Raw genomic sequence first — 543 nt, forward strand, 5'->3', positions numbered from 1 at the left:
AAGATGGAAATCCAACTATTTTAGATGTTGCTAACTTGGAAACATTAACATCCATTGCTTTAAATGCCGATAACACAAACATCGATTATACAGACGAAGACGGCATTACTACACAATTAGATTTAACTGCAATCATAGCAAACCTGGAAGCTTTAACAACTTTAGTTGACAATAACGACGGAACATTAACTTACACCGATGAAGATGGAAATCCGACTATTTTAGATGTTGCTAACTTAGAAACTTTAACATCCATTGCTTTAAACGCAGACAATACAAACATCGATTATACAGACGAAGACGGCATTACTACACAATTAGATTTATCTGCAATCATAGCAAACCTGGAAGCTTTAACAACATTAGTAGACAACAACGACGGAACATTAACTTACACCGATGAAGATGGAAATCCAACTATTTTAGATGTTGCTAACTTGGAAACATTAACATCCATTGCTTTAAATGCCGATAACACAAACATCGATTATACAGACGAAGACGGCATTACTACACAATTAGATTTAACTGCAATCATAGCAA

Annotated in this window: 1 pseudogene; it reads left to right on the forward strand. The window is 34.6% G+C overall.

Annotated features, from left to right (window positions below):
- Positions 1 to 543 (forward strand): annotated as a pseudogene (locus tag ACVCXO_RS19455) (hypothetical protein); the annotation flags it as partial.

The sequence above is a fragment of the Lacinutrix sp. MEBiC02404 genome, assembly GCF_053601575.1.